Origin of the sequence: Paraburkholderia sp. EG304, from assembly GCF_046543485.1 — a bacterium.
Classification (GTDB): domain Bacteria; phylum Pseudomonadota; class Gammaproteobacteria; order Burkholderiales; family Burkholderiaceae; genus Paraburkholderia; species Paraburkholderia youngii.
Map to the genome: position 1 here is coordinate 19,254 of NZ_JBKGUA010000013.1, position 19,324 is coordinate 38,577.

General features: G+C 66.1%; 21 protein-coding genes. 12 read left to right on the plus strand and 9 right to left on the minus strand.

Going from position 1 to position 19,324, the window contains the following annotated elements; genetic code table 11:
* Window positions 1-131: 131 nt before the first annotated feature.
* The 4 genes from ACLFKU_RS17375 to ACLFKU_RS17390 form a co-directional block, all read right to left on the minus strand.
* Window positions 132-3,653 (minus strand): SNF2-related protein, encoded by a 3,522-nt coding sequence (locus ACLFKU_RS17375; protein WP_410849876.1) that lies wholly within the window; start codon window positions 3,651-3,653, stop codon window positions 132-134.
* A 219-nt stretch (window positions 3,654-3,872) separates the two neighbouring features.
* Entirely contained in the window at window positions 3,873-4,412 is a 540-nt protein-coding gene (locus ACLFKU_RS17380; protein WP_368586863.1) for a cytochrome b, read from the minus strand.
* Complete coding sequence (locus ACLFKU_RS17385; RefSeq protein ID WP_410849877.1) at window positions 4,409-5,518, minus strand: catalase family peroxidase; 1,110 nt, start codon at window positions 5,516-5,518, stop codon at window positions 4,409-4,411. Before ACLFKU_RS17385 ends, ACLFKU_RS17380 begins: the two co-directional genes overlap by 4 nt.
* 115 nt (window positions 5,519-5,633) lie before the next feature.
* On the minus strand, window positions 5,634-5,906 hold the full coding sequence (locus ACLFKU_RS17390) for a DUF4148 domain-containing protein (RefSeq protein ID WP_368586861.1): 273 nt from the start codon (window positions 5,904-5,906) through the stop codon (window positions 5,634-5,636).
* Between the two features lie 166 nt (window positions 5,907-6,072).
* On the opposite strand from ACLFKU_RS17390, the gene ACLFKU_RS17395 reads away from it, so the two are divergent.
* From ACLFKU_RS17395 to ACLFKU_RS17405, 3 genes are all read left to right on the plus strand, one after another.
* Window positions 6,073-6,798 carry an anti-sigma factor family protein gene (locus ACLFKU_RS17395; protein WP_410849878.1) on the plus strand — a complete coding sequence of 242 codons (726 nt, stop codon included), beginning with the start codon at window positions 6,073-6,075 and terminating at the stop codon, window positions 6,796-6,798.
* Window positions 6,799-6,956: 158 nt separating this feature from the next.
* On the plus strand, window positions 6,957-7,475 hold the full coding sequence (locus ACLFKU_RS17400; protein ID WP_410849879.1) for a sigma-70 family RNA polymerase sigma factor: 519 nt from the start codon (window positions 6,957-6,959) through the stop codon (window positions 7,473-7,475).
* Window positions 7,472-8,323 carry an anti-sigma factor family protein gene (locus ACLFKU_RS17405; RefSeq protein ID WP_368586858.1) on the plus strand — a complete coding sequence of 284 codons (852 nt, stop codon included), beginning with the start codon at window positions 7,472-7,474 and terminating at the stop codon, window positions 8,321-8,323. The genes ACLFKU_RS17400 and ACLFKU_RS17405 overlap by 4 nt, the downstream gene beginning before the upstream one ends.
* Window positions 8,324-8,357: 34 nt before the next feature.
* Here ACLFKU_RS17405 and ACLFKU_RS17410 read toward each other — a convergent pair whose 3' ends face one another.
* Window positions 8,358-9,275 carry a helix-turn-helix domain-containing protein gene (locus tag ACLFKU_RS17410; protein WP_410849880.1) on the minus strand — a complete coding sequence of 306 codons (918 nt, stop codon included), beginning with the start codon at window positions 9,273-9,275 and terminating at the stop codon, window positions 8,358-8,360.
* Between ACLFKU_RS17410 and ACLFKU_RS17415 the strand changes: the two genes are divergently transcribed.
* The 3 genes from ACLFKU_RS17415 (at window position 9,262) to ACLFKU_RS17425 (ending at window position 10,590) form a co-directional block, all read left to right on the plus strand.
* Window positions 9,262-9,405 carry a hypothetical protein gene (locus ACLFKU_RS17415; protein ID WP_410842554.1) on the plus strand — a complete coding sequence of 48 codons (144 nt, stop codon included), beginning with the start codon at window positions 9,262-9,264 and terminating at the stop codon, window positions 9,403-9,405. The two genes, ACLFKU_RS17410 and ACLFKU_RS17415, sit on opposite strands and share 14 nt — an antisense overlap.
* Window positions 9,406-9,505: 100 nt before the next feature.
* Complete coding sequence (locus ACLFKU_RS17420) at window positions 9,506-10,414, plus strand: NAD(P)H-binding protein (RefSeq protein WP_410849881.1); 909 nt, start codon at window positions 9,506-9,508, stop codon at window positions 10,412-10,414.
* Window positions 10,415-10,419: 5 nt separating this feature from the next.
* Window positions 10,420-10,590 (plus strand): hypothetical protein, encoded by a 171-nt coding sequence (locus tag ACLFKU_RS17425; protein ID WP_410849882.1) that lies wholly within the window; start codon window positions 10,420-10,422, stop codon window positions 10,588-10,590.
* A gap of 17 nt (window positions 10,591-10,607) precedes the next feature.
* On the opposite strand, the gene ribA is transcribed toward ACLFKU_RS17425, so the two are convergent.
* Window positions 10,608-11,258, minus strand: a complete 651-nt coding sequence (gene ribA, locus ACLFKU_RS17430; protein ID WP_026228235.1) for a GTP cyclohydrolase II — start codon at window positions 11,256-11,258, stop codon at window positions 10,608-10,610.
* A gap of 293 nt (window positions 11,259-11,551) precedes the next feature.
* Between ribA and ACLFKU_RS17435 the strand changes: the two genes are divergently transcribed.
* Window positions 11,552-11,995: a CBS domain-containing protein gene (locus ACLFKU_RS17435; RefSeq protein WP_368586854.1), complete on the plus strand. Its 444-nt coding sequence runs from the start codon at window positions 11,552-11,554 to the stop codon at window positions 11,993-11,995.
* Between the two features lie 269 nt (window positions 11,996-12,264).
* Here ACLFKU_RS17435 and ACLFKU_RS17440 read toward each other — a convergent pair whose 3' ends face one another.
* Window positions 12,265-12,612 carry a DUF4148 domain-containing protein gene (locus tag ACLFKU_RS17440; RefSeq protein ID WP_410849883.1) on the minus strand — a complete coding sequence of 116 codons (348 nt, stop codon included), beginning with the start codon at window positions 12,610-12,612 and terminating at the stop codon, window positions 12,265-12,267.
* A 219-nt stretch (window positions 12,613-12,831) separates the two neighbouring features.
* Complete coding sequence (locus ACLFKU_RS17445; protein WP_368586852.1) at window positions 12,832-13,461, minus strand: DNA-3-methyladenine glycosylase; 630 nt, start codon at window positions 13,459-13,461, stop codon at window positions 12,832-12,834.
* A gap of 324 nt (window positions 13,462-13,785) precedes the next feature.
* Here ACLFKU_RS17445 and ACLFKU_RS17450 point away from each other — a divergent pair, with 324 nt between their 5' ends.
* Window positions 13,786-14,145, plus strand: a complete 360-nt coding sequence (locus tag ACLFKU_RS17450; protein WP_013091595.1) for a BON domain-containing protein — start codon at window positions 13,786-13,788, stop codon at window positions 14,143-14,145.
* A 295-nt stretch (window positions 14,146-14,440) separates the two neighbouring features.
* Complete coding sequence (locus tag ACLFKU_RS17455; protein ID WP_410849884.1) at window positions 14,441-15,523, plus strand: calcium:proton antiporter; 1,083 nt, start codon at window positions 14,441-14,443, stop codon at window positions 15,521-15,523.
* 33 nt (window positions 15,524-15,556) lie between these two features.
* Here the strand turns inward: ACLFKU_RS17455 and ACLFKU_RS17460 are convergent, their stop codons facing one another.
* Window positions 15,557-16,450 carry a LysR substrate-binding domain-containing protein gene (locus tag ACLFKU_RS17460; protein WP_368586850.1) on the minus strand — a complete coding sequence of 298 codons (894 nt, stop codon included), beginning with the start codon at window positions 16,448-16,450 and terminating at the stop codon, window positions 15,557-15,559.
* A gap of 550 nt (window positions 16,451-17,000) precedes the next feature.
* Between ACLFKU_RS17460 and ACLFKU_RS17465 the strand changes: the two genes are divergently transcribed.
* From ACLFKU_RS17465 to ACLFKU_RS17475, 3 genes are all read left to right on the plus strand, one after another.
* Window positions 17,001-17,822, plus strand: coding sequence for a transporter substrate-binding domain-containing protein (locus tag ACLFKU_RS17465; protein WP_368586876.1), 822 nt, complete (start codon window positions 17,001-17,003; stop codon window positions 17,820-17,822).
* Between the two features lie 62 nt (window positions 17,823-17,884).
* On the plus strand, window positions 17,885-18,652 hold the full coding sequence (locus tag ACLFKU_RS17470) for an amino acid ABC transporter permease (RefSeq protein ID WP_410849885.1): 768 nt from the start codon (window positions 17,885-17,887) through the stop codon (window positions 18,650-18,652).
* Between the two features lie 2 nt (window positions 18,653-18,654).
* On the plus strand, window positions 18,655-19,311 hold the full coding sequence (locus ACLFKU_RS17475; RefSeq protein WP_410849886.1) for an amino acid ABC transporter permease: 657 nt from the start codon (window positions 18,655-18,657) through the stop codon (window positions 19,309-19,311).
* Window positions 19,312-19,324 lie beyond the last annotated feature (13 nt).

Sequence of the window (19,324 nt, forward strand, 5' to 3'; positions counted from 1 at the left end):
GGCGGCCATTTACATACACAGACGTTTTGTTACAGTCCGGCCCCCTTTTGATGTTGCTGCAGCGCATCAGATTCCCCGCCTGCAGGCTGCGCGTTGCCTCTGCGTTGCCTCATTCGATCGTGAAGGCGCGCTCACCGCGCGCCCTCGATTTCCGGCATCGGCGCGAACAGCGCGTCGAGATCGTCGTCCGAGAACTTCGCGGCGCCCGCCGCGTCTTCCGCGAGAATGCTGTCGGCGAGCCCGGCCTTGTGCTCCTGCAGCTCGACGATCTTTTCCTCGATGCTGCCGGCCGCGATCAGCTTGTAGACGAACACCGGTTTGTCCTGCCCCAGCCGATGCGCGCGGTCGGTCGCCTGGTTCTCGGCGGCCGGGTTCCACCACGGGTCGTAGTGGATCACCGTGTCGGCGGCCGTGAGGTTCAGCCCCACGCCGCCCGCCTTCAGGCTGATCAGGAACAGCGGCACCTCGCCCTGCTGGAACCGCTCGACCGGCGTCACCCGATCAGCGGTGTCGCCCGTCAGCATCACGTACGGGATCGCCGCTTCGTCGAGCGCCTGGGCGATCAGCGCGAGCATGCCGGTGAACTGCGAGAACAGCAGCACGCGGCGCCCCTCCTCGATCAGCTCGGGCAGCATCGACAGCAGCAGATCGAGCTTGGCCGAGCGCATCGCCCGCTCGCCGCCGCTCGCGGCCGCGCCGTCCGTGACGCCGCTCGCGGTGCGCACGAGCCGCGGATCGCAGCACACCTGACGCAGCTTCAGCAACGCATCGAGCACGATGATGTGACTGCGCGCGAGCCCCTGCGCGCTGACCGCCGCGCGCACCTTCTGCTGCATCGCCGTGCGCACGGTTTCGTACAGGTCGCGTTGCGCGCCTTCGAGATCGACCGGGCACACGATCGTCGTCTTCGGCGGCAGTTCCTTCGCGACCTCGTCCTTGCGCCGGCGCAGCGTGAAGGGCCGGATGCGGCACGCGAGCAATGCGCGGCGCACGTCGTCGCCGTTCTTCTCGATCGGATTGCGCCAGCGTCGGGTGAAGTCCTTCTGGCTGCCGAGAAAGCCCGGCAGCAGAAAATCGAATTGCGACCACAGCTCGCCGAGATGATTCTCGAGCGGCGTGCCCGTCAGACACAGCCGATGCCGCGCCCGCAAGCCGCGAATCGCCTGCGCGGCCTTGGTGGTCGCGTTCTTGACGTACTGCGCTTCGTCGAGAATCAGCAGATGATAGTCGTGCTCGCCGAGCACCTTCTGATCGCGCCACAGCAGCGCATAAGTGGTCAGAATCAGCTCGTGTTCGCCGATCTGCGCGAAGCGTTCCTTCCTGTGCGGCCCGTTCAGCGCCAGCACCTTCAAGTCCGGTGCAAAGCGGCGCGCTTCCTCGCGCCAGTTGTGCACCAGCGTGGTCGGCACGACGATCAGCGCGGGGTGCGTGAGCCGCCCTGCTTCCTTCTCCGCGAGAATGTGCGCGAGCGTCTGCACGGTTTTGCCGAGCCCCATGTCGTCGGCGAGCACGCCGGCCAGATCCTGTTCGCGCAGGAACTGCATCCAGTTCAGGCCCTGGTGCTGATACGCGCGCAGCTCGGCCTTCAGACCGCGCGGCACCGCCACTTCGCGCAGGCCCGGTCCGGCTTGCAGACGGCGCGCGAGCTCGCGGATCGAAGCGTCGCCGCTGAACTGCCAGCGGCCGGTGTCATGCAGCGCATCGAGGCGGCCGGCATCGACCGCGGGCACGCGCAGCGGCGCGCCTTCGGCAAGCGCGGCGCCGAGCGAATCGAACAGATCGACCAGCACCCGCACCACCGGCTTCAGTCGATCGGCGCGCAGCCGCAGACGCTTGTTCTCCTCGGTCTTCAGCTCGATCGGTTCGTCGTCGCGGATGCTCTCGAGCGCGCCAGACAGCCAGCGCCGGTCGCGCCGGAACAGATCGGCCAGCAGCGGCTCGAGCCGCACGTTGCGCTCGCCGACGCGGATGCCCATCTCCAGATCGAACCAGCCGTCGCCGGCTTGCTGCGCGGTGCCGTCGATCGAGTCGATCTCGATCACGTTGTAGCGGAACTCGGGCGCCATCGTCACGCGCCAGCCCTTCGCGACCAGATCCGGCACCGCGTCGTTGACGAACTCGGACCATGCGTCGGCATCGGGCAGACCGAGCATCGTGTCGGGCAATAGACGCGCCGCCTGCATATTGCGCGTCGGCACCTTCTGCAGACCGGTCTTGCGCAATTCCAGCAAGCGTTTTTTCTCGGCGTCGTAGCGCCGGCGGATGTGAATCACGTCGCCGCCCGGCAGCGGCACCAGCGTCACGCTGCTGTCGGCGTTGATGCTGACGCCGTCGTAGTCGAAGCTCGCGGCGGCCAGCTCGAGAGCGGCGGACTTGCGCTCGGCGGCTTTCGCGGCCTTCGCGGTTTTCGCGGCCTTCGCCGTCTTCATACCCTTCGCCGCGCCCGGCAGCGCGTGGCTGTTCAGCGTCAGCACCGGCACCGGCTCCACATCGATCACCCGAATCGCGGGTGCGTCGTGGGTCGGCGGCAGCGGCAGCTCGGGCGCGATCTCGCGCAGCACCGACGCGACGAGCGGCGCCTCGGCGAGCGAGATCGGCGGCATCGCGAGGTAGTCGGGCAATTGCTGGAACGGCAGCGACAGCGGCACGATGCCCGCCTCGTTGGCGACGCCGTCCACGTACCAGACCGGCTCGGTCGGCAGCACCATGCTCGCGCGCGGTTCGGTGCGCAGCACCGGGCGCAGGCGTTCGTCGGCGAGCGGCTCCCATTCGATGCGTCCGGGCCGGTCGGCGGCGCGCGCGAGCGGCGTCGGTCCAGCCTCGCCCGGCGCGATCCTGAAGTCGAAGAACAGGCGCCCGGTCGCGATCAGCTTTTGCAGCGTTTCCGCGCCGCTCGTGCCGCGCAGCACGAACTGGCCCAGGTCCTCGCGCGAGCGGCCAAGCCACAGGCCGCGCAGAATCGACAGGTCCTCGTCGGACACGAAGCGCGGCTGCCTGAGCAGCGCGCCTTCGACGTCGCCCCAGCTGTCGCCGACTTCGACGATCACGCCGTCCGCGTCGCAACGCGCGCGATGCAGCACGACCTCGTGGCGCAGATGAAAACGCGACCAGGTGAGCCGATAGGCGAGTGTCTCCTGGCTCGCGGCCTCCACCTTGCGGGCGGCATTTTTTTCGGCGGCGGCGGCGTCGGCCGCGCGGGCGCGCGCGCGAAAACGCTCGAGCCAGCTGACCAGTTCGGGCCGCACACCTGGAGACGAAGATGAAGATGGTGATGGCGCCGGCGGCACGCCCGGGACCGTGATCCGTCGCGCGACGAACACCTCCGACGTGGCCGGGTCGCTGTCGTCCTCGACCTGCGTGATGTGATCCATCTCGTCGTGGTAGTCGAGTTCCGCGAGCAGCAGCGCCGCGACGTGCTTGCAATTGCGCCCGACCGGGCACGTGCACTCGCCTTCGGCCCATGGCGAGCCGCCATCGGTCCGGAAACGGACCCGCGTCCGGTATGGCTGCGGCTGCGAGCCCTGCACGTCGCCCGACAGCGTCTCTCCCTGCCATTTGACGTTGCTGATCGCGCCCACCGAGCGCGCCTTGGCGACGGTGCGCTCACCGAGCCATTCCGCAATGCTGTCCCGATCGAAGAAAACTGACGACATCCGCGTGCATTCCTGTTCAAACCGGCGAAGGCAAGCGCGTGCGGGTCGAACCGGTGCGACGGGCGACGCGCGCTCGCGACGCCCGGCCGATTTTGTCCAGCTGCGATTTGCCTGTGGTAACCGGCCATTTTACGCGTTGGACGAAAATCGGCGGGCCGGCCGATCGGGTCGGATTGAGAACGGCCCGAACGAGCCGCGGCGCGGCCGCTTCGGCCGGTATCAGCGTCCTGGGCGGGCCATGCTGCTCCACACCCCGTCGCGCAGGATCAGCCCATGCAGCAACGCCGCCGCCAGATGCAGCAGCACCGTCGCGAACAACGCGAACGCGAGCCACGTATGCAGCGCGCGCAGCAGCGCGAACAGCGCGACGTCGTGCGGCGCGATCGGCGGCAGATGCAGCGGACCGAACAGCGTGACCGGATAGCCGGCCGCCGACAGCATCGCCCAGCCGATCAGCGGCATCGCGAGCATCAGCCCATAGAGCACGACGTGCGACGCATGCGCCGCGATTCGCTGCGGCTTCGACATCTGCGCGGGCAATGGCGGACTGCCGCGCTTCACGCGCACCGCGAGCCGCACCAGCACGAGCAGCAGCAACGCGATGCCGAGCGGCCGATGCAGCGCGACCAACGCATCATGGGTGCGCGACACCGTCGCGACCATGCCCACGCCGATGAACAGCATTGCGACGATCAGCGGCGCCATCGTCCAGTGCAATAGCCGCGCGAGCGGACTGAAGTAAGTGCGGTCGCGGCTCATGAGTGCTCTCCGTTTGGCTGGGTTCGATGGACCTCGGGATGCAACGCCTCCTCGCGCGTGCGGCGTTGAAACGACTGCGCGTAGGCGGCCGAGCGCGCGGCGAGCAGCGGATCGTCCGATGGCGCGATGCCGGCCGGCACGATCGTCGGATCGAAGTTGATGTCGCGGCAGGTGCCGTCTTCCTGCGAGGTCGTGCGTTCGATCACGAGCGTCCCCGCGTCGATGCGCTGGCGGTCGTCGGGCCATTGCAGCGTCGCGTCGTTCGTCGGGTCGCCAGGCTGCGCGACGGTCAATATCAGATGCCAGCGCAAGGGGCCGTGTTGCAGACGCTCGTCGAGATCGGCGGCGAGGAAGTTCTTTTCGGCCTGCTGCGCCGCGGTGACCGGCGCGTACGGCGTGTCGGGCACGACGGCCCAGCGCACCGCGCGCGTCGTGCCGTGGGCATCGGTAAACAGAAACGCGTCGATGCCGTAGTACGCGGCGTTCGCGAGGCTCGACGACGGCGCGTGCGACTTGACCCAGCGCTGGAACGGCTGCGTTTCGGGATTGGCCGCGTAGAACGCCTTCAATCTGGCGGGGTCCGGTTTGCCGGTCGCGGGGTTGGGCTTCGAGGCCAGCAACTGCTGATAAAACTGCGCGGGCGTATGCACCGCGAACACCGGCGTCGAGTTCATGCCGGTACGCCACTGTTCGCCGTCGTGAAGCTGGAACTCCAGCGCGAGACTGCGCACCGGCGAGCTCGTATCGGGCGCGGATGGGTTACCGCCGGGCACCGCGAAGCGCCCCGTCACCGGCGTGCGGCCCGGCGCGAACACTGCTGCGTGCGACAGCGCTGCGCCATTGCCGTTGCTATCGAAATAGCCGTCCACGCATAGGCCTTTGGCGTGATTGCGTCGATAGCCGGGATGCTGGCCCGCGACTGCTTCGAACGTATCGATGATGCGCGGAGCGGTCAGACGCGCGGGCGTGAGCCAGCCCGCGGTGTATGCGAAGCCGCCCGCAAGCGCGAGCACGACCGCGCCGATCGCGGCGAGCCGGCATGGCACGCAGATGGGCCGCGGGCCGGAGCCGGCGGGATGAGGTTTGGGTCGGGAGGGTTGTGTCACGGGGACTCCTTGCCGGATGGATACCAACGTACGGGCAAACACGCCGCGCTACGATCTATTCCATCCGGCACCGGCGCGCCCGTTCAAACCCATTCGCGCGCCGGTAGCCGATGCTTCAACGGGTGCCAACAGCCGGCGCGCCCGAGTTCGCGACGTGGCTCGCGGCGGCCGCCGTTTGCGCGGCAAGCGCCATCTTGTGCTGCTCGACCTGACGTGCGAACACGGGACTCACGTCCGGGTACGATGTGTCGGTGATGTAGTCGAGACCGTTCTGCTGCGCCTCGATCAATTCCTGGTACACCTGAGCGCGTGTCTTGGCCTGCGCAAACGCGCTCGACGAAGCGGCGAGAACGACGAACGACAAAGCGACGAACGAAAGCTTTTTCATGATCGACTCCAGTGAGTGTTGTGCGGGTTCGCACCAGGGAGAACCACGAGTCGGCGGCGTTTATTCCTGTATTCGCCGCGTGAAAAAAACATCGCCGGCGCGGGGAATAAATGCCCGGGCGCCGGTGTTTGTCATCGGATAGCAGTAGTCAACACCGCGCATCATCATGACCTCGACTCATCGCCCGTCCGGCACTCCTCCGTCCGAAGACGACATCCAGGCCTATGCCGACGGCACGCTGACGCCCGAACGTGCCGCGGCGCTGCGCGACTATCTCGGCAAGCATCCGGCGGAAGCGCGGCGTGTGGCCTTTTACGACCGCTTGAACGCACAGATCCAGGCGACCTTTCAGACCGCCGAGGAGCCCGCGCATGAGCACCCGCGCGAATCGCGCCGGCTCCGCATGCGTGTGCAACCGGCCGGTCCCGCGCGCCGGACGCTGGTCGCACTGATAGCCCTCGCGCTGATGGTGATTGCCGTCAGCGGCTGGCTCACGGCGGCTCAGGTGTCGGCCCAAGCACTCGACAACGCTGCCGTGATGGCGCTCGCCGAAGCCAGCGCGCAGCCCTTTTCGTCGGCATCGCCGACGCGCGTCGATCCCGCCGCGCCGGATCTCGGCTCGATCGGCCTGCGCCTCGTCGGGCAACGCGTGCTGCGGCTCGGGCCATTGCAGCGCGTGGACGAGCTCGTCTATCTGAACGGCGATCAGCAGCCGGTGGTGGTGCTGTCGGCGGCGGCGCCGTTCGCGCGCGAAGAGCCGCAGTGGGCCGCGCGCCGCGTCGGCGAGTTGCGGCTGCTGACGTGGACCGCGCGGCGCCAGCGTTTCGTCGTCGCGGGCGATGCGCGCACCCACGGCCTGATGCGCGCCGCCGATGTGATGACCGCGCGCTGACGCCGATATCCGCGGCCCATGCGGAATAAAATGCGCTGAAAGGTGTTTGCAGTGCGAGCGCATCGTGCGACGGAAGCTTCCGCGACCGGCCCGGCGCGTATCGATACCGACGCGAGTGAAGCCGATGCCACCCCCACGCCCCCTGAACGGGATCGACCATGGATGTCCGTGACGAGCTGATCGAGCATGTGCCGCGTCTGCGGCGCTATGCGCGGGCGCTGATCAACAATCGCGAGCTCGCCGACGATCTCGTGCAGGACACGCTCGAGCGCGCGCTCGGCCGCACCCGTCTGTTCCAGCCGGGCACCGATCTGCGCGCATGGCTGTTCACGATCATGCACAACGTGTTCGCGAATCAGGCGCGCAGGGCGGCGGCGCGCGCGGTCCATGTCGCGGTCGACGACGACAGCATCGCCGAAAGCGAGCTCGCGGTGCCGTCGGGACAGACGCGTTCGCTCGAAATGCGCGACCTCGATTACGCGCTGCAGCGGCTGCCGGTCGAGCAGCGCGAGGTGGTGCTGCTGGTCGGTCTCGAGGAGATGAGCTATGCCGACGTCGCGCTCGCGCTGAACATTCCGATCGGTACGGTGATGTCGCGGCTGTCGCGTGGACGCGAACGGCTGCGAGCTTTGATGGCGGGCGCCCAGCCCGGTGCGAAATTACAGGTGGTGCGATGAGCGAGCCGCAAATGCCGATCGGCGAAGAAGACTTGCACGCGTACGTGGACGGCACGCTGTCCGGCGAGCGGCGTAACGAGGTCGAGCGCGCGCTCGAACAGAATCCGGAGCTGGCCGCGCGCGTCAGCGATTACTTTTCTCTCAATGGGCTGCTTCACGATCGCTACGACCGGGTGCTCAGCGAGCCTGTGCCGATGCGTCTGCAGACCGGCGCGCCGCGCCGCGCGCGAGCGGCCGCGAACTGGCCGCGCTACGCCGCGCAGTTCGCGGGCATGGCTGCCGCGCTCGTGCTCGGCCTGGGCATCGGCATGCACAGGAACGATCTGATTCCACCCGTTGCGATCGATCGAACCGATACCGGGGCCGACACTCAAGCCGGCAATCGTGCTGTCAGCGCGAATAGCGCCGAGGGTTTCGCGCGCCGGGCGGCGGTCGCGCATGTCGTCTACATGCCGGCGATCGATCGGCCGAGCGACATGAGCGCCGATCACGAGCAGGACTTCGTGCAATGGCTCGCGAACCGGCTGGGCACCGAGGTCCATCCGCCGATGTTGTCGAAGAGCGGTTTCATGCTGTCGGGCGGCCGCCTGCTGCCCGGCGAGGATGGTCCGACCGCGCAGTTCATGTATCGCGGACCGAACGGCGAGCGTGTCACGCTGTGCATCTCGCATCGTCGGGAGAACGCGAATACGACGGCGTTCAAGCTGTATCAGGCGGGGCCCGTCAACGTGTTCTATTGGGTCGACGGCGATTTTGGCTATGCGGTGTCGGGCGGCATCGATCGCAACGAGCTGTTGCAGCTCGCGCATGATGTCTATGCGCAATTGACGGGCGCGGCGCCCGGTTAAAGCGGATGCCGTGCGGCGCCGCGCGGCTCGCGCATCAACGTGGTGTGTTCGTCTTCATCTGCCCCGGCAGGACCGCGTCGTCGCGCGCGGCGCCGCGAAGTTCACGCGGCGTTGCACCCAGCAAACGCGACATCCAGTGCGCCATATGGCTCTGATGCGCAAAGCCCGTCTCGAGCGCGATCTGGCTTGCGCTGAGGCGTCCTTGCAGCAGCAGCGTTCGTGCGCGCTCCACCCTGCGCTGTACCACGTACTGATGCACGGGCACACCGAGCGTATCGCGAAACAGCGCCTTGAAATGCGGCACGCTCAGTTGCGCCTGGGCGGCGAGCTCGTCGAGCGTCAAACGCTGATCCAGATGCGCGTCGATAAACTCGATCACGCGCGCGGCCGTGCGCGGCGCGAGCGTACGCCGCCGGTTGTCGGCCAACGGTTCGACGCCGATCAGACGCACCAGCATCGCCGTGCACAGACTTTCGGCGTAAAGCGGATCGGATGCATCGTCCGCTTCGAGCTCCGCGCGCAGCGCCCACGCGAGATGCTGAAAGCGCGGATCGCGCATCTGGAAGCGCGGACGCAGCTGCGCGTCGGCCGATTTCAATGCGAGTTGCTCGACGGTCCGTCGCGCGAAGTCCTCGGCAAACCAGACGCTGAAAATCGTGCAGGCGGCATCATCGCTCCACTGACCTTCGAGCCCCGCGGGGATCACATCCGCGTCGCCGTGCGCCTGAATCCGCGTGTGTCGGCGCGCATCGCACAGACAGCGCGCGGTTACCGGCGCGCCGACGTGCACGCCCACGCGGTGATGGACGAACGCCGGCATCCGATGCAAACCGGCCGACACGTTGACCAGCTCCGCACCGAAGCCTTGCCAGCCGAGCGCCCTGCTGGTGCGCACGGCGATGCGCGAGCCGCTGTGCGGCGCAAGCACGGAAATCGGGGTGACCGCGTTCATCGCTTGTCTCCTGAATGACGGCGAGAAGCCTGCATTGTGCGGCGTTTTCGGCGGCTTCGCAGGCGTGACGGAATTTCGTAGCTCGCCAACCGCCGACGCGATTCGCGCGACCTGCGCGGCATCGCCGTAAAAAGATCATCCATATCTGCGCAAAGTCATCCGGATCTGAGCGCCTCGCGCACGACGCGTCCCTACCATCACGCCATAGCGATCCTCAATAGGAGCACAACGTGTTCGTCATTTTCGGAGCGGCCGGTCACGTGGGACAGGCGAGCGCAGCCGCCTTGCGTCGCGCGGGCCAACCAGTACGCGCGGTGGTGCGCGACGCAACCCAGGCCGAAGCACTCGCGGCAATCGGCTGCGAGATCGCGCTCGCCGACCTGAACGACGCGGAGTCGGTCACGCGCGCGATCGACGGCGCGCAGGCGGTGCAATGGCTTTGTCCGGTGCCGGGAGCGCATGACGATCCCGCGGCCGCCATGCGGCGCATCATCGATGCGGGCGTCGCGGCCTTGCGCACGGCCGCGCCGCCGCGGCTCCTCGCGCTATCCGACTACGGCGCCGAACACGCGGACGGCACCGGCATCACGACGCTGTTCCACCACCTCGAAACGCAGATGCTGCGCAATGTCGCGTCGCCGCTGATCTTGCTGCGCGCCGCCGAGCACATGCAGAATTGGGCGCGGGTGCTGCCGGTCGCACTCGGCCGGGGCGTGCTGCCGAGTCTGCATGATCCGCTCGACAAGCTGTTTCCGACCGTCGCCGCCGAGGACGTCGGCGAGCTTGCCGCGCAGTTGCTGCTCGACGATGCGCCGTCGCGCAAGACGCCGCGGGTGGTCAGTATCGAAGGGAAAGAGCGGGTGAGCGCGCTCGACGTCGCGCGCATCCTGGCGGAACTGTCGGGGCGGCCGGTGATCGCCCAGCGGGTGCCGCGCGACGAATGGCGCGGCGTGCTGCGCGGCGCCGGACTCGGCGATCGTCACGCGCAACTGATCGTCGATCTGTACGACGCGCACAACGCTGGCCGCATCGACGTCGAGGCGAACGCCAGCGAGCGACGCTTCGGCGCCACGACGTTGCGGCAGGTATTGGAGGCGCTGCTATCGCGCGTCGGCGATATCCAGGCGGCGGCGCGGTGAGCCGCATGGAGGTTCGGCGAACGGACGGCGTGGCGCGAGCAGCGGCGAACCCAGACTCACGCGCCGAGTGCTGGCTGCGCGCGGCGATAACGCTTTCGAACCTGATCGGCTGCCGCGCGCTTGCGGACCTGCTCGCCGCGATTCCCGACAGCAACGACGATTTCGGCGTGTTCTAGGTGGCTGGCGTTCCGGCTTATTCGTTCTCGTCGAAGTAATGGCCGAACTTCAGCTGCTTGGTGCGGATATAGCGCTCGTTTTCCTCGCGCATCGGAATTGCGAGCGCGACACGCTCACACACCGGAATGCCGTGCTTCGACAGCGTGTCGAACTTCTCGGGATTGTTGCTCATCAGCCGCACCGACGTGACCTTCAGCGTGCGCAGGATGCCCGCGGCCGAATCGTATTCGCGTGAATCGTCGGGCAGGCCGAGATCGAGGTTGGCTTCGACGGTATCGCGCCCCTGCTCCTGCAGCGCATACGCGCGGATCTTGTTCGACAGGCCGATGCCGCGTCCTTCGTGGCCGCGCAGATAGAGCAGCACGCCGCAACCTTCAGCCGCGATATAGCGCAGCGCGAGGTCGAGCTGCTCACCGCAGTCGCAGCGATAGGAGCCGAGCACGTCGCCCGTCAGACATTCCGAATGCAGGCGCGTCAGCACGGACGACTGGTTGGCGACATCGCCCATCACGAGCGCGAGATGTTCGGCGCCGCTGTCGACCACGCGAAACACATAGGAAGTGAACGTGCCGTAGCGCGTGGGCAGCGTGGCGGTGGCGTCGAGCACGACGCATTCGCTGGTGACGGCGCCGTCCGCTGCGGGCGATGAATCCTGAGACGTGAGCATGGCGTTGAACGATAGTGCTGGCATGAACCCGGTCGAGCCGGGGATAAGGGTTGGACTGCGAGTTTACCGCTAATCCGCGCGCAGCACGTGGATGCCCCTTCGCAGCCACTGGACGCTGCGCCGCCACAACCCCCGCGAAGCACCCGTCGAACCCGCCAATTCAGCAGGCATTCTCCGGCGCGCCCCAGATATTCCTGATGTACCGCGGGCGCACGTCGCGCCTATACTGGAATCGCCTGTCCCTCACGACAGTGCGCCACTTCGGCGTGCTGCATTGCGAAACGGAGCGCTCCATGACAAGCGTTGCACAGCTTCTTAAAACGAAACCGAACTCCTCCGAGGTCTACACAATCGGCGCCGACGATTCCGTCTATGAGGCAATCCGGTTGATGGCCGAGAAAGGCATCGGCGCGCTGGTGGTGACGGACGGCGACAGCATCGCCGGCATCGTCACGGAGCGCGACTACGCACGCAAGATAGTGCTGATGGACCGCTCCTCGAAGGCGACACCGGTGCGCGACATCATGAGCAAGGCGGTGCGCTTCGTGCGTCCGGACCAGACGACCGAAGAGTGCATGGCGTTGATGACCGAGCGGCGCATGCGTCACCTTCCGGTCATCGAGAACGAGCGGCTGATCGGCATGGTGTCGATTGGGGACCTCGTGAAGGACATCATCGCGGAGCAGCAGTTCACGATCCAGCAACTCGAGTTCTATATCCACGGCGAACGGCTCTGACAGCCAGCACGGCTTTCGCTGAACGAACGCGCCTCGATCATCCGCGCGGTAGCGGAAGCAAAAAAAGCCCAAGCCTCGAAGAGCTTGGGCCAAGCTACCTTGCGGCAGCGGAGGTTCCTTCGGAAAGAGGAACGCGACGCGCGCACGGATGACACGCTTGCGGGTGCATGGGTGCGGCGCGCTCGGTTGAAACAGTACCTGGTATGAAACGCCGTGCGCTCGCGAAAGCGGCGCACAGCGTGGTGCCGCGTGCTTACCGGTTAGCGAACTCAGTTACCGAAATACACGCTCTTCGGGCCGCTCGTCGGCTGCGGCTGCGTCGGGCGACCCGCTTGCGTCGCGCCGCTCATCGGCGCGCCGTAACCGCTGGTATTAGCGGTGGGCTGGGTTTGCGCGACGGCCGGATTTTGCGCCTGGACGCGCTGTTCGGCGGCCTGGACGTCAGCCGGATATTCCGCGTCGTTCGAGGTCGACGGGTTATAGCCCGCGCGCTCCAGTTGGATCAGTTCGTTGCGAACCTGGGCGCGGGTGACCGGCTGTTGGCTCGATTGCGCGAACGATACGATCGGCGCGGCGGCAACGGCTGCAATGGCAACTGCCTTGATCAGCGATTTCATGATGACTTCCCTCCAATGTGGTTTTATCTGCATCGCCAACACCGTGGTGTTCAGCGAATAAGTTCAGTCTAGTCACCGCATGAGCAAGGGAAAACCCTTAATTGCGAGATAGGAAATTGTGCTGTTCGCAACAATGCCGAGGAATATCGAGGAGTCGATTCGACCCGCATGATGTTCCGGGCAACAATTGTCCGGAACATCCCGTGGGCCGCCGAAATGTCATGCGCCCGAATGCGGAATCGTCAGTAGCTTGCGCGGGCCGCTGACGAACGCGCTGCCCGGCTCGAAAAATCGCAGCGGCCGGTGCATCTCGCGCGACAGGCCAATGCGCGTCGTCACGCCGACCGGTGCGTCGCCGGTTTCGATCACGCCGATCCAGAGCCCGCGTCCCGTACACAGATCCTGGCCGTCGAACGCCTGGCCGATGCCGAATGCCACCGTCAGCCGGCCGGGTCCGCGGGCGAGATCGCGCAGCGGCACGCCGGGGCGGCGCGCTTCCATCAGCGCGAGTCCTTCGAGCGGTTCGATCGCGCGCAGCAGAATGCCGGCGCCGACCTCCTCCGCTTCGGACGACATGTTCAGCATGTACGACACACCGTAGGTCAGCCGCACGTAAGCGTGACCACGGGCGAGAAACATCGAGCCGTTGTACGGACGCCGTCCGATAAACGCGTGGCTCGTCGAATCGCCGAGCGGATACGCCTCGGTCTCGACGATGCGGCCGCTCAGGCGTCCTTCGGGGAGATCGTGCACGAGATATTTGCCGACCATGAAGCGCGCGAGTTCGACCGTATCGACCGGCAGATCGTCGCGGTGTAAAGGTCGGATCGGAAGAGCTTCGTTTCGCATGGGCTGGATATCCTTAAGTCGGTGCTGAAATCCCAGGTCATAGACCGGTTGCGATCTGCAAATTCGTTGTACCGACGCCTCATTTTCTGCGTCAGCAAGTCAACATGGCACCAATTGCTGTATCGTGTGCTTCCGGCCGGTCACACGGCCGTTTGCATGTCTTGCGCGCGCTTCGCGGCCCGCGGAAACGTGCGTGTCCGCTGCAAGTGTTCGCATGGCTGCTGTACCTGTTCCATTCGCATTGAATCCCGCTGTACCCGCTGATGTAAAAAAAATCGACCCCATCCGGGGGATCGACGTTCTACGACAATAGGAGATGGTTGAATGAAAGCATTCTCGGCAATCAAGGTGATCGGCGGCGCGCTGGTCGTTTTCGCTTCCCTCAACGCGTACGCGCAAAGCAGCGATGCAGCTGCGACCGCAGCGCCGGCGGCAGCGGCACCGACCACCAAGGAAGTTAAACAGGCTAATCGCGCTCTGCAGAAGAAAGTCCGCGCGAAGCTCGCACGTACGAAGGGCCTGACCGTCGGCAACATCACCGTGCGCGCACGCAGCGGCGCGGTCACGCTGGAAGGTTCGGTGCCGGAGCAGGCTCAGATCGAAATCGCGACGAACGCCGCTCAGGGCGTGGAAGGCGTGACGTCGGTGAAGAGCGCACTGTCGATCCGCGCAATCGGCCAGTAAGCCGGTCAAGCAGCTGAAGAAGTAGCGGTAAAGCAGCAAGCTGGCGTCGACGGCGGAAAGCTCCGTCGCGACGCCAATTCCCCTCCGATCGGTCGCTCGACACGATTGCCCCCGGCGCGGCCGTCACACCGCCCGACGAGACGAATCCCCCATGCCCTCGAAACCACGATATGTTGAACGGACGACTCCGTGCAGCACGGGTTGTCGCGACGATTTCTCCCTTATAATTTAATGGCTTAAGGTCGATCCTTAAGACATCACTTCAAGTTCATACACGCACTGAAAGGAAGGCCGCATGACTTCGCCGGCGACCGTCTTGCCCCGTTGGACCCTCGTCGCGCCGATCATTGGCTGGATCGTGCTCGGTGCCGCCTACGCGATGCCGGGCAATGCTCTGCTGCTGGCGCTGGTCGGCGTTTCGCTGTGCGCGGCCGTGTTTGCCGCCGTCCATCATGCCGAAGTGGTCGCGCATCGCGTCGGCGAACCGTTTGGCACGCTGGTGCTCGCGATCGCCGTCACCGTGATCGAAGTGGCGCTGATCGTCTCGGTGATGCTGACGTCTGGTCCCGAGAAAGCCGGTCTCGCGCGCGATACGGTATTCGCGGCCGTGATGATCGTCTGCAACGGGCTCGTCGGGCTATGTTTGCTGGCGGGCGGCATCCGCCATCTTGAACAGGACTTCCAGAGCCGCGGCGCGGCGGCCGCGCTGGCGGTGCTCGCATCGCTGTCGGTGCTGACCCTCGTGATGCCGAACTTCACGACCACCAGCCCCGGGCCGGTCTTGTCGCCGTCGCAGCTCGCGTTTGCCGGTGTGTCGTCGCTGGTGCTGTACTGCGTGTTCGTGTTCGTGCAGACGGTGCGCCATCGCGACTACTTCCTGGCCGGCGTGCCCGACGAAGACGTCCATGCCGAGCCGCCGGGCGCGCGCCTCGCAGCCATCAGCGGCGTGCTGCTGCTGGTGAGCCTCGTCGCGGTCGTGCTGCTCGCGAAAGTGCTGTCGCCGGTGGTCGAATCCGCGGTGCTCGGCGCGGGCGCGCCGCCGGCGGTGGTCGGGATCGTGATTGCGTCGCTGGTGCTGTTACCCGAAGGGCTCGCGGCGTTGCGCGCGGCGCGCGCCGATCGTTTGCAGACCAGCCTGAACCTCGCGCTCGGCTCGGCGCTGGCAAGTATCGGCCTGACCATTCCCACCGTCGCCGGCGTGTTTCTGTATATCGGTCAGCCCATCGTGCTCGGCATCAACGGCAAGGACATGGTGCTGCTCGCGCTCACGCTGGTCGTCGCCACGCTGACGCTCAGCACCGGACGCACGACGATTCTGCAAGGCGCCGTGCATCTGTCGCTATTCGCGGCTTATCTGTTTTTGTCGTTCGCGCCGTGAGGGATGCCCTATCCGGCGTTGGCGGACGGCAACTCACTCTTCCCAGTGCTCGGCCATCCAGTCGCGGAACAGATTCAGCTTCTGCTGTTGCGCGACCGAGTCCGGATACACGAAGTAATAGCGCCAGCCGGTCTTCAGCACGGTGTCGAACGGCCGGACCAGGCGCCGCGCCGCGACATCCTCGTCGATCAGCGCGAGGTCGCTGATCGCGACGCCGAAGCCCTGCGCGGCGGCATTGGTTGCCATGTCGAGCGTATCGAAGCTCGGGCCTAGCTCCGCGTCGATCGTGGCGGCGCCCGCTGCATCGGTCTCCGCGACTTTCGCGAGCCACATCTTCCAGTCGCGGTGATCGCGAGTCGGATGCAGCAGCGTATGGCGCGCGAGATCGGCCACCTGCGCGAGCGGCTTGTCCTTCAGCAGTTCGGGCGTGCAGACCGGCGTCAGACGCTCCTCGAACAGCGACACCGCCTGCACGTCCGCACCGGGCGACGAACCGTAGATGATCGCCGCGTCGAACGGCTCATTCTGGAAATCGACGTCGTGCTGCCAGGTGGTCGTGATCTGCACGTGCAGATCGGGATACTCGGACTGGAAGCGCATGATCTTCGGCAGCATCCAGCGCATCACGCAGGTCGGCACCTTCAGCGCGAGGTCGGTGCGCTGCCTCGTCAAGCGCAGCGACATTTCCTCGATTCGCGCGAAGCTCTCCTTGACCGCCGGCAGCAGCATTTCGCCCTCGGCGGTCAGCGTCAGCCCCTTCGCATGACGCTTGAACAGCGGAAACTTGTAGTACTCCTCGAGCGCGATGATCTGCCGGCTGACCGCGCCTTGCGTGAGGCACAGATGATCGGCGGCACGCGTGAAGCTGCGATGGCGCGCGACGGTTTCGAAAATCTGCAGCGCGTTGAGCGGCGGTAGGCGTCGCATCGAATGTCGTCCAGGATCAGAAAAAATCATTGCGGGGCTGTGGCAGCGCGCGTCGCCGCCCTGCCCGTTATGCCCACAGCATACGCGATCGGCTATGCGCGCACGAGTGGGCGCGCTGGGGAACCCGCATGCGTCCGGCTCATGGCGCGCATAAGAATCTTCGCTCTGGTCGACGTCGCACCGGCGTGGTGCAAAAAGCCTTCAGGAAGTGCACCGGAACCGAGCTTTCCTCATGCCTCGATGCACGCTGGACTTCCTCAGCCCGATATGGATGTTAACCCGCATAGGCCATCGCCCGTAGCTTCCCGCCACATCGTCGCAGCGCTCGCCGCTGCGTTCGCCGGCGGCGAGCCATGAGCGTACGTCATGCGGCCCATGCGCATATTTCGATTGTTGCGTGATTTTGGCAAACCTACAGTGCATCCACGCGCGGTATATCCGGCGGCGGTCACGCCGAACCACATCCGCGTAAACGAACCGGCTGCCCGACACCGAACCCATCACACACGCTTCGTTTCGACGAACCCGCATGACGACAGAGGACCAGATGATGAACCAGCGCCCCGCTCTCCAATCGACCCGCCGCGTGTTCGCGACCTTCGCCGCGACCCTCGCGATGACCGCGCTCGGCGCGCTGTGCGCGCTGCCATCGGCCGCACATGCCGACGCGCTCGACGACATCGCGAAGTCCGGCACCGTGCGCATCGGCGTGTTCGAGGACTATCCGCCGTTCGGCTCGATCGGTCCGGACATGAAGCCGGTCGGCTATGACATCGACGTCGCCAATCTGATCGGCAAGGCGCTCAACGCGAAGGTCGAACTGGTGCCGGTGACGGGCGACAACCGCATGGCCTTCCTCGCCGATCGCAAGGCCGACATGCTGCTGTCGGTCGGCCAGACGCCGGAGCGCGAAAAGGTGATCGACTTCTCGCAACCATACGCGCCGTACTACCTCGCGGTGTTCGGCCCGAAATCGCTGCCGGTGAAGAACGCCGCCGACCTCGGCGGCAAGTCGATCTCGGTCGCGCGCGGCACGCTCGAAGACCTGAGCGTCACGAAGATCGCGCCGCAGTCGGCGAACATCAAACGTTTCGACGATCCGAACGGCGCTATTTCGGCGTTTCTTTCTGGTCAGGTACAGTTGATGGTGGTCGGCAACGACGTCGGCGCGACGATTCTCGCGCGGCATCCGGCGAACGATCCGGAGCAGAAGTTCGCGCTGTTCAGCTCGCCCGATCACGTCGGTCTGAACAAGAACGAGCCGCGCCTGAAGGCGAAGGTCGACGAAACGATTGCCAAGGCCCGCAAGGACGGCACGATGAACGCGATCTCGCAGAAGTGGCTGCGAGCGCCGCTGCCGGCCGATCTCTGAAACCCGTGGCGTGGTGCTGTGAAGTCCGCGCCTCAATCTGATCCTACGATGGGCACGAGGCCATGACTTACGCGTTCGATTTCACCGGCTTCGGCCTCTATGCGGGGATGCTCGCGCGCGGCGCCGCCGTGACGCTCGGTCTCACGGCCGTGTCGACCCTGGCGGGCGGGCTCGTCGGGATTGCCGGCGCGAGCATCGCGGCGGCCGGGCCGAAGTGGGCGCGCTGGCTGGTCGCGAGCTACGTCGAGCTGATCCGCAACACGCCGTTTCTCGTGCAGCTGTTCTTCGTGTTCTTCGGTCTGCCGAGCCTCGGCATTCATATCGACGAGATCCAGGCCGCGATTCTGGCGATGACGGTCAATCTCGGCGCGTACGCGACCGAGATCGTGCGCGCCGGCATCGATTCGATTTCGCGCGGCCAGGTGCAGGCCGCCGAGGCGCTCGGTCTGCATGGACGCCAGGTGTTCCGCTACGTCGTGCTGCCGCAGGCGCTCGCCAACGTGTTTCCCGCGCTGCTCGGCCAGGTGCTGATCGTAATGCTCGGCTCGGCGGTTGTGTCGCAGATCTCGGTGCCCGACCTGACCTATGCGGCGAACTTCATCCAGTCGCGCAACTTCCGCTCGTTCGAGAGCTACGTGATCATCACGGCGACCTATCTGCTGATGTCGATCGTGTTGCGGCAGCTGCTGAACCGCTTCGGCCGCGGGCTGTTCGCGGGCCGCGCCGCGCGTGGCGCCAACAACAGCAGCAGCGGCAACGACGGCTTGCCGCGCAACTGGCGCGGCCGCCTGATGTGGCGCGGCGCGCGTACCCTGCCGACGGAGCGCTGATCATGGTCGAATTCACGCTGTGGGATATCGCCCGCAATCTGCTGCTCGCCGCGCGCTGGACGGTGCTGCTGTCGCTGATCGCGTTCGTCGGCGGCGGGGTCGTCGGGCTCGCGCTGCTCGCGATGCGCGTGTCGCCGGTGGCATGGCTGCGCCGCATCGTCGTGCTATACGTCGAGGTGTTTCAGGGCACGCCGCTGCTGATGCAACTCTTTCTCGCGTTCTTCGGTTTGCCGCTCATCGGCATCGACGTGTCGCCGTGGGCCGCTGCGGCCGTCACGTTGACGCTCTATACGAGCGCTTATCTGGTCGACATCTGGCGCGGCTGCGTCGAAGCGGTGCCGCGCGGTCAGTGGGCGGCGGGCGCGAGCCTCGGCATGACGTTCGGCCAGCAGTTGCGCTATATCGTGTGGCCGCAGGCACTGAAGATCGCGGTCGCGCCGACCGTCGGTTTTCTCGTGCAGGTGCTGAAGAGCACCGCGCTCGCGTCGATCATCGGCTTCATCGAACTGACGAAGACCGGCACGATGATTACGAACGCCGCGTTCCGGCCGTTTCCGATTTACGGCATGGTCGCGATGATCTACTTCGCGATGTGTTTTCCGCTGACCTGGTATGCGCGCGTGCTGGAGAAGCGGCAGAAGGTCGGGCTGCATCGCTGAGGTGATCGGGAGG